This window comes from Propionicimonas sp. (genome assembly GCF_034927565.1).
GTDB lineage: Bacteria > Actinomycetota > Actinomycetes > Propionibacteriales > Propionibacteriaceae > Propionicimonas.
In genome coordinates this window covers 1-8,272 of sequence record NZ_JAYFPT010000025.1, presented here as the reverse complement: position 1 = coordinate 8,272, position 8,272 = coordinate 1, and the positions used below count along the sequence as shown (strand labels likewise).

At 72.6% G+C, this 8,272-nt stretch carries 4 protein-coding genes and 1 pseudogene; all 5 read right to left on the bottom strand.

Going from position 1 to position 8,272, the window contains the following annotated elements; genetic code table 11:
• Nucleotides 1–195 (bottom strand): annotated as a pseudogene (locus VB080_RS05810) (cysteine methyltransferase); the annotation flags it as partial.
• A complete protein-coding gene (locus tag VB080_RS05805; protein ID WP_323417492.1) occupies nt 179–1,945 on the bottom strand; it encodes an AlkA N-terminal domain-containing protein in 1,767 nt (588 codons plus the stop codon). The gene VB080_RS05805 and the pseudogene VB080_RS05810, both read right to left, overlap by 17 nt.
• 172 nt (nt 1,946–2,117) lie before the next feature.
• Nucleotides 2,118–2,948: an aldo/keto reductase gene (locus VB080_RS05800; protein ID WP_323417491.1), complete on the bottom strand. Its 831-nt coding sequence runs from the start codon at nt 2,946–2,948 to the stop codon at nt 2,118–2,120.
• 95 nt (nt 2,949–3,043) lie between these two features.
• Nucleotides 3,044–3,964, bottom strand: coding sequence for a DNA-formamidopyrimidine glycosylase family protein (locus tag VB080_RS05795; protein WP_323417490.1), 921 nt, complete (start codon nt 3,962–3,964; stop codon nt 3,044–3,046).
• A 117-nt stretch (nt 3,965–4,081) separates the two neighbouring features.
• Nucleotides 4,082–8,272 (bottom strand): helicase-related protein (locus VB080_RS05790; RefSeq protein ID WP_323417489.1); only part of this gene is annotated, 4,191 nt, incomplete at its 5' end.

The window sequence follows — 8,272 nt, the reverse complement described above, 5'->3', positions numbered from 1 at the left end:
CAGGTCGAAGACCGTCCGCTCCCCGGCGAAGTACTCGGTCAGCTGGCTGGCGGCCGCCCGCAGCACCGGGTGGTCGTCTGCCTGTTCGCCGAGGTCGCGCTGGTTGGCGAAAGGCGAGAACTCGATGGCGGCGAGCGCGTGGTCGGTGGCGACCAGTCGCAGCGGGCCGATCGGGCTGTCAATTACTGTCCACATGGGTTCCTCCACAGGGGTCGAGCAGGGTAGTCCACAGATAGGACTGGGCGTAGGAGCGCCAGGGGCGCCAGCCCTCGGCCAGGGCGGCGGCTGCGGCCGGGGCCAGGCCCAGCCCTGCCAGCGCATGGCGGGTGCCCAGATCGGTGGGCAGGAAGGCGTCCGGGTCGCCGAGAGCACGGATTGCGATGTAGCTGGCTGTCCAGTCGCCGATCCCGGGCAGGGCGAGCAGCCGGTGGCGAGTCTCCTCTCGGTCCGGACCGCGATCGAGCGCCATTTCGCCGCTGGCAAGGAAGGACGCGAGCCCGACCAGGGTCCGGGCACGGGCTTTCGGCAGCGGCAGGCGATCCGGATCAAGGGCGGCCAGGGCCGCTGCGGTGGGGAAGAGGTGGGTGAGGCCGCCAGCTTCTGGAAGCTCAGGGCAACCCAGGTGGGCAGGGACGCCCGGCTGCCGGCTGAGCCCCGGCTTGTGGCGGGACGGCTTGGGAGAAGAGAGCTCCGGCCAGTCGGCGCCGCCGGAGGGAGCAGGGTCAGGAACCGTGGGGCCGGCCCGGGTGGCGGAGACAGGGTCTGCGGGGCCGGGCCGGGTGGCGGAGGCAGGGTCTGCGGGGCTGGCCCGGGTGGCGGGGTCAGTGCCGGCAGCGGCTCCGGCCAGCGGGGTGCCGGCGCGCTGCACGAGCCGGCCGAGCACGGTTCGGGCCCCGGCGACCGAGATCTGCTGGCCGACGATTGCCCGGGCCGCGAGTTCGGCGCCGTCCACGTGGCCGGGGATGCGCAGTCCGGGCCAGCGTGCGACCAGGGGGCCGAGCACCGGGTCGCTGCCGAGTTGTGCGGCTACCGCCAGGGGATCGCAGTCGGCATCCAGCAGGCGGCGGACGCGCTCGACGGCAGCGCCGATGTCACGCAGATCGCCGAGGCTGAGCTCGGCTGTCACCGTCGCGGTGGTTCCCGGCTCCAGCAGGTCTGGCAGATCCAGTCGAACCACGCCGGGAGCGTGGGGCAGGTCCAGCGTCCGGGCGTACCAGCCGTCGCCGACCGCCTCGACCCCGGGCACCGCGCGCGGTGCCAGGAACCACAGCAGCGCAGAACCGTGGAAGGGGGTGCGGACCGCGAGCTTCAGCCGGCTCGTCCCGGGGCGGGGCATCTGGTCCGTCCCGGAACGTCCGGCGGATCCCGATCTGGCCCCACGGGGCTGGCGCAGCGCGGTGGGCGGGACGCCGTACACCTCCCGGACGGTGTCGTTGAACTGCCGGACGGAGGCGAACCCGGCCGCGAAGGCGATCTCGCCGAAGGGGAGGTCGGAGGCGTCGATCAGGATGCGGGCGGTCTGCGCACGGCGTGCCCGGGCGAGCGCAAGCGGTCCCGCGCCGAGCTCGCCGGTGAGCAGCCGGGTCAGGTGCCGGGGCGTGTAGCCGACCCGGCGGGCCAGCCCCGGGACGCCCTCGCGTTCGACCACGCCGTCGGCGATCAGCCGCATCGCACGGCCGGCCACGGTGGCGGCCACGTCCCAGTCCGGGCTGCCGGGGGTGGCGTCCGGGATGCAGCGCTTGCAGGCCCGGAAGCCCGCAGCCTGGGCCGCAGCTGCGGTCGGGTAAAAGGTGACGTTGCCCGGCGCGGGGGTGCGGGCGGGGCAACTCGGCCGACAGTAGATGCCCGTGGTCGTGACCGCGGTGTAGAACACGCCGTCGAACCGCCGGTCGCGCGAGGACACCGCCTGGTAGCAGGTCGCGTGATCGGGGAGAGCCGGGAACATGGTGCCATCCTGCCGCGGCCCCGACCAGATTCCTAGCGGAAATCGGACATCACAGGGTTGCAGGGCATCCACACCACCGGCGGGCATGACCCCAGCGGCGGTCATCTCGACGACCGTGTCACATCGTGGGCCGGCTGGCGGCTCAGTGGCTCGAAGGGGCCGGCGTGGTGGCTCAGTGGCCGAAGGTGTCGGAGTCCTCCACGTGGGCCTCGCCGCGATCCAGGGCGTCGATCGCGGCCAGCTCGTCGGGCGCCAGTTCGAAGTCAAAGACCGCCAGGTTCTCCTGCTGCCGAGCCAGGGCCGACGACTTCGGGATAGGGACATAGCCGTGCTGGACGTGCCAGCGCAGCACCGTCTGGGCCGGCGTCCGGCCGTGGGCCTCGGCGATCGCCACCACAACCTGGTCGGACAGCAGTGAGGCGGGCTTGAGTGGGCTCCACGCCTCGGTGACAATGCCGTGTCCGGCGTCGAAGGCGACCGAGGCGTTCCGGGTGGCGTAGGGGTTGAGGTTGATCTGGTTGACGTCCGGCACCACACCGGTGACGTCGATCACCTTCTGGAGATGCGCGGGCTTGAAGTTGGAGGTGCCGATCGCCCGGACCACGCCTGCCTCCAGGAGTGTCACCAGGCCCGCGAAGGCGTCGTCATAGGTGCCCTGGTCGGGGTTCGGCCAGTGGATCAGCAGCAGGTCGAGGTAGTCCACCCCGAGTCGGCGCAGGCTGGCCTCGGCGGCCTGCCGGGCACCGTCCACGCTGTGCCACTTCCGGTTGAACTTGGTGGTGAGGAAGACCTCCTCACGCGGCACGCCGGAGTCGCGCAGCCCCTGGCCGACCGCGTCCTCGTTGCCGTAGTTCTCGGCGGTGTCGATCAACCGGTAGCCGGCCTGGAGAGCCGAACGGACGGCTGCGGCGGCCTCGGCACCGGTCAGCGGCCAGGTTCCCAGGCCGAGCGCCGGAAGCTCGGCACCGTGCGCCAGGGTGATGGTCGGAGCAAGGTTCGTCATGGGCAGAATCTACCCGGGACGGCTGACAGGCCGACCCGAAACAGGGGCCCGGCTGGAACGTGCTGAACCGGCCGCCGCGTCCGCCGGCTTGCTGATCACTGCCGGCGGGTGCCCAGCGGAGCAGCCGGACGGCCGTCGTCGGTTGGCCCGAGGCCGCCCTGGCAGACCGGGCAGTAGAACATCGGACGCTCGCGGGTGGCCGGGCCGATCGAAGCCACCCGGATCGTGCCGCCACACCGCACACACTGCCTGCCGGAGCGTCCGTGCACCCAGGTGTTGCGGCCGGGCAACTGGCTGCCGGTCGAGGACGGGAGCGGACCGGCCAGGCTCGCCTGCAGCAGCTTCCGGGCCCGGTTGACCAGACCTTCGATGGTCGTCCGGTCGAGGCCGGATGACGGTGTCCATGGCTGGATGCGCTCGGCGAACAGCGTCTCGCTGGCCCAGATGGTGCCGATGCCGGCGAGATTGGTCTGGTCGAGCAGTGCCGCGCCGATCGTCCCCTCAGCCGCGACGAGGTTGCGGATCGCCAGTTCGGTGTCGAAACGGGGGTCGAGCAGGTCAGGGCCGAGATGGCCGACCAGGGTGTGTTCCTCCGTCGTCCGGACCAGGTCGAGCATGCCGAGGTCGACTCCGATGGCGGTGTAGTCCGGCCCCACCAGGACGGCGCGGACGAAGCCGCCGCCGCGAGACTCCGGCCGCCGGCCGGAACGCCGCTCCGGAACCCGTGAGGCGGCGCGCGGTGGGCCCTTCGACCGACTCGGCGATCGTTGAGCCGTGCCGCCGGTCGGCTCGATCACCCAGGAGCCGTCCATCCGCAGGTGGGAGTGCAACGTCCAGCCGCTGTCCAGCCTGGTCAGGAGATGTTTGCCCCGGGGCACGGTCTGGCTCACCATCATCCCGGCGAGTCTGGCGGTGGCGATGGTCGGCCAGCGCAGGTCGGCGTCCAGCAGTTGCCGCCCGGACAGGGCGTCGTCCAGCGTGCGGGCGGTTCGCCAGACCGCATCACCTTCGGGCATCGCGGGGCTCCCGGTCTCGATCGGCCGGACCAGCGGGTGTCCGGCGGGTGGAAGCGGCGGGCGTCCGGCGAGCGGAGCGACCTGGCATCCGGTGGTCCGAGTCAGTGCGGGCCGGGCTCATCGGCGCAGCACCAGCCCGCGCGGGGTGAGCCGGAAACCCGCCTGCTCGAGTGCGCCGGTGAGCGGATGGGACGAACCGAGCACGGCCTCGCCGTCCACCTTGCCGACCCGTAGGGTGCCCAGGGTCCCGGCGTGGACGGCGGTCGCCAGTGCTTGCGTTGCGGCGCTCAGGACGGCGGGGTCGTCGCTCCAGGAGAGCAGGGTGCGGCCGCCACGTTCGACGTAGAGAGCCAGGTCGCCATCGACCAGGGCGACCAGTGCGCCGGCCTTTCGGCCCGGCTGGTGGCTGCTCGGGGCGTCGGGGCGACCGGGCCAGCCCAGCGCGGCACCGTAGGGGTTGGCCGGATCGCAGGCTGCCAGCACCAGCGCCTCACCGGCGGGTTGGTCGTCCAGCGGACGGGAGCAGGAGCGTAGCCGGTCGACCGCGCCGACCGCGGCGAACTGGGCGGCACCCAGACCTTCGACGAAATAGCCGCGCCGCACCCGGCCGGCGTCCTCGGCGGCAGTCAGTACCCGGTAGACGCCGGCGAAGCCGCCTTCGATGCCCTCGGCCGCAACACTGCCTCGGGTGACCACGCCGTAGCGGTCGAGCAACGCTTCGGCGGTGGCGACGGCACGGGCGGTCGGGTCGCTCTGAGCCGCCGGTAGTGCCGACCAGCGCCCGGCTGCCGCCGGTGGACTGGGGCGTCGCAGCGGAGCGCTGGCCAGCCCCCGTCCGAACCGGGCTCGGGGTGGGGCGGACGAGCGGCTGCGATGCGTGGTGGTCGCCTGCCCCAGCCGGGCGCGCAGCGGCGCCAGGGTGTCATTGGTGGCAAAGCCCGCCCAGACCAGTTCCCACAGCGCTTCGGTGAGGGCGGTCTCGTGCCAGGCTCCGGGGGCGTCGACCTCAAACTGGTCGACCAGGGCGCGGAAGAAGTAGCCGCCGGCATCGACCAGCAGGTCGAGCAGCCGGCGGGCGGGTTCGCCGAGCAACTCCGGATTCGGTGGTGCCAGGGTGAGCTCCGCGCCGTCGGTGGGATGCAGGCTCACCCAGCCGTCGCCGCCGGCCAGGGTGCCGTGCCCCTGCCAGACCACCTCACCGCCAGAGGTCAGCTCGTCCAGCATCGCCGGACGGTAGTCGCGCACCCGCGCGGGCAGCACCAGCGACTCGACGGCGCTGGCCGGCAGCGGGAGTCCGGCGAGCTGTTCGACAGCACGCAGCACCCCGTCGACGCCGCGCAGTTCGCCGACCCCCTGCCAGCTGGGCAGGAACCGGGCGAAATCCCGGGCGGTGACCGGTTCGACGGCATTGCGCAGCGCTGCCACCGAGCGGCGCCGCAGCAGTTGCAGGACGCGCGGGTGGCAGAACTGGGTGCCCTGGGGGAGGGCGGGCGTCCCGGCAGGCTGAGTCTGGCGTGGGCCAGGGGACGGTTCCCCGGACAGCCCTGGGCCAAGGGACGGTTCTCCGGGCCTGCCTGGTTCGACTGCGGCGTCCGGAGACTGCCACGTTTGCGGGGATGCCGGGATCGAAGCGGCAGGTTGTTCGGCCTGCGGCGGGACCCAGCCGGGCGGACGCAACTCGCCCTCGACCAGGCGGCCTGCCGTGGCCAGCCGGCGCAGCACGTCGCGGGCGATGGCGGGTGCCAGCCCCAGCGCGTTCGCGAACTCGCCAGCGGTGAAGGGCGCGTGGGTGCGGGCGTAGCGACTGGCGAGGTCGCCCAGCGGATCCTCGGTCAGGTCGAGGAAGGCGTCGGGTACGCCCAGTGGTGGGGCGACGCCCAGCGCGTCCCGCAGTTTGCCGGCGTCTTCCACCGCGGCCCAGTGCTCGGCGCCGGCGAACTGGACGCGGATGACGCGGCGCTCTGCCTCGAGTCGCCGCAGCCAGGCGGTGACTGCCGGGAGATTCCCGCCTGTGCGGGGCTGATCGTCGTCCTGGGGGTGGTGGTCGTCGCGGGGCGGACGGTCATCGCCGGCGTCATGGCCGCTGGCGGCCTGGTCCTCACCGGCACCTGCGCAAGGCTCACAGCGGGCGACGGCACCGGTCAGGGTGAGTGGGCCGAGGGTACGCAGGATGTCGGTGAGCTCGTCGGGGTCGCGGGCGCGGCGGCCGTCGGCCAGGTGCTGCAGTTCGCTCTCGGTGCGGGTGAGCGCGTCCGGGTCGAGCAGGTCGGCCAGACAGAGGCCCTCGGCGGTGCCCAGCAGATCGGCCAGCAGGGACGGATCGAGCGCCAGTGCCGCCGCCCGGCGCTCGGCCAGCGGCGAATCGCCCTCGTAGAGGAACTGGGCGACATAGCCGAACAGCAGCGAGGAGGCGAACGGCGAGGCGTGCGGGGTGTCGACCACCGCGGTGGCGATCTCCCGTGACCGGATGCCGCGCAGCACCTCGGTCAGGGCGGGAACGTCGAAGACATCGTTGATGCACTCGCGGACCGTCTCCAGCACGATCGGGAAGCTCGGGTACTGGCTGGCCACCTCCAGCAACTGCGCGGCCCGCTGTCGTTGCTGCCACAGCGCCTGGCGTTGGTCGGGACGCCGCCGGGGCAGCAGCAGTGCCCGCCCGGCGCACTCCCGGAACCGGGCGGCGAACAGCGCTGAACCACCCAGCTGTGCGGTCACCTGTCCGGCGATGTCGGTCGGTTCGGGGAAGAGCAGATCGAGGAGTTCGTCGGCGCCTTCCGCCGTGCGCGTGGGCCGAGACCGGGGTGCAGCCCCAGGCCCGGTCAATGAGGAGTCCTCGTCATCCCACCACTGGGTATCGGGAAGCCGGAACACCATGCCGTCGTCGGCGTGCATGGCCTGGACGCCCACCCCGTAGCGTTCCCGCAGCCGGGCGGCGACCACCAGCGCCCAGGGGGCGTGCACCTGGGAGCCGAACGGGGAGTGGACGACCACCTGCCAGTCGCCCAGTTCGTCGCGGAACCGCTCGACCACGATCTGCCGATCGGTCGGCAGCCTGCCGGTGGCCTCGCGCTGCTCGGCCAGGTAGGTCACCAGATTGTCGGTGGCCCACTCGTCCAGCCCCGCGGCGGCCACCCGCTGGCGGGCCCTGGCCGACGACAGCCCGGAGACCTCGCGGACGAACCCGCCCAGCGCCCTGCCCAGTTCGGCCGGGCGGCCCAGGGTGTCGCCCTTCCAGAACGGCAGCCGGGCCGGCATGCCGGGAGCCGGGGTGACCAGCACCCGGTCGTGGGTGATCTGTTCGATCCGCCAACTGGAGGTGCCGAGCGCGAAGATGTCGCCAATCCTGGACTCATAGACCATCTCCTCGTCCAACTCGCCGACTCGGCGACCCTCGCCTTCGCCGGCGAGAAACACCCCGTACAGCCCGCGATCGGGAATGGTGCCGCCGCTGGTGACCGCCAGCCGCTGGGCGTTGCGGCGTCCGGTGAGGGTGTCGGTGGTGCGGTCCCAGACCAGCCGGGGACGCAGTTCGGCGAACTCGTCGGACGGATACCGGCCGCTCAGCATGTCGAGGACGGACTCCAGCACCGCGCGGGTCAGCCCGGTGAACGGCGCTGCCCGACGGACCAGTGTCTCCAGGTCGGCGACCGTCCAGGCATCCAGCGCCACCATGGCGACGATCTGCTGGGCCAGCACGTCCAGCGGGTTGGCCGGGATGCGCAGCGCTTCGATCGCACCGGCGCGCATCCGCTCGACGGTGACCGCGGTCTGCACCAGGTCGCCGCGGAACTTGGGGAACAGCACGCCGTGGCTGACCGCGCCCACCTGATGGCCGGCGCGTCCCACCCGCTGCAGCCCGGAGGCCACCGAGGGTGGCGCCTCCACCTGGATCACCAGATCGACCGCACCCATGTCGATGCCCAGTTCGAGGGAGGAGGTGGCGACGACCGCGGGGAGCCGGCCGGACTTCAGGTCCTCCTCGATCTGCTGGCGCTGCTCCCGGCTGACCGAGCCGTGATGGGCCCGGGCGACCACGCCGGGGGCACCGTGCGCGGCGCCGGGTTGCGGACGTTCGGCGTCCACGCTGAGCCGGATGGGGCTGCCGCGAGTCTGTCCTGAGCCGCCCATGACCTCCGCCGGAGCGAAGCGATTCGTCTCAGCTGCACCGTGTTCAGCGATCGTCGGAGTGCCGTCACGGTTGGGGCGGTAGATGCGCTCGAACCCGCCGCTGCCGACCCCGTCGGGCGCTTCGCCGGTGGTGCGTTCCCACCAGAGTTCGTTCAGCCGGGCGGTGAGCCGTTCGGCCAG

Excerpts from the sequence above, each read along its gene's own strand:
- VB080_RS05805 (WP_323417492.1), bottom strand. The coding sequence starts at position 1,945 with ATGTTCCCGGCTCTCCCCGATCACGCGACCTGCTACCAGGCGGTGTCC.
- VB080_RS05800 (WP_323417491.1), bottom strand. The coding sequence starts at position 2,948 with ATGACGAACCTTGCTCCGACCATCACCCTGGCGCACGGTGCCGAGCTT.
- VB080_RS05795 (WP_323417490.1), bottom strand. The coding sequence starts at position 3,964 with ATGCCCGAAGGTGATGCGGTCTGGCGAACCGCCCGCACGCTGGACGAC.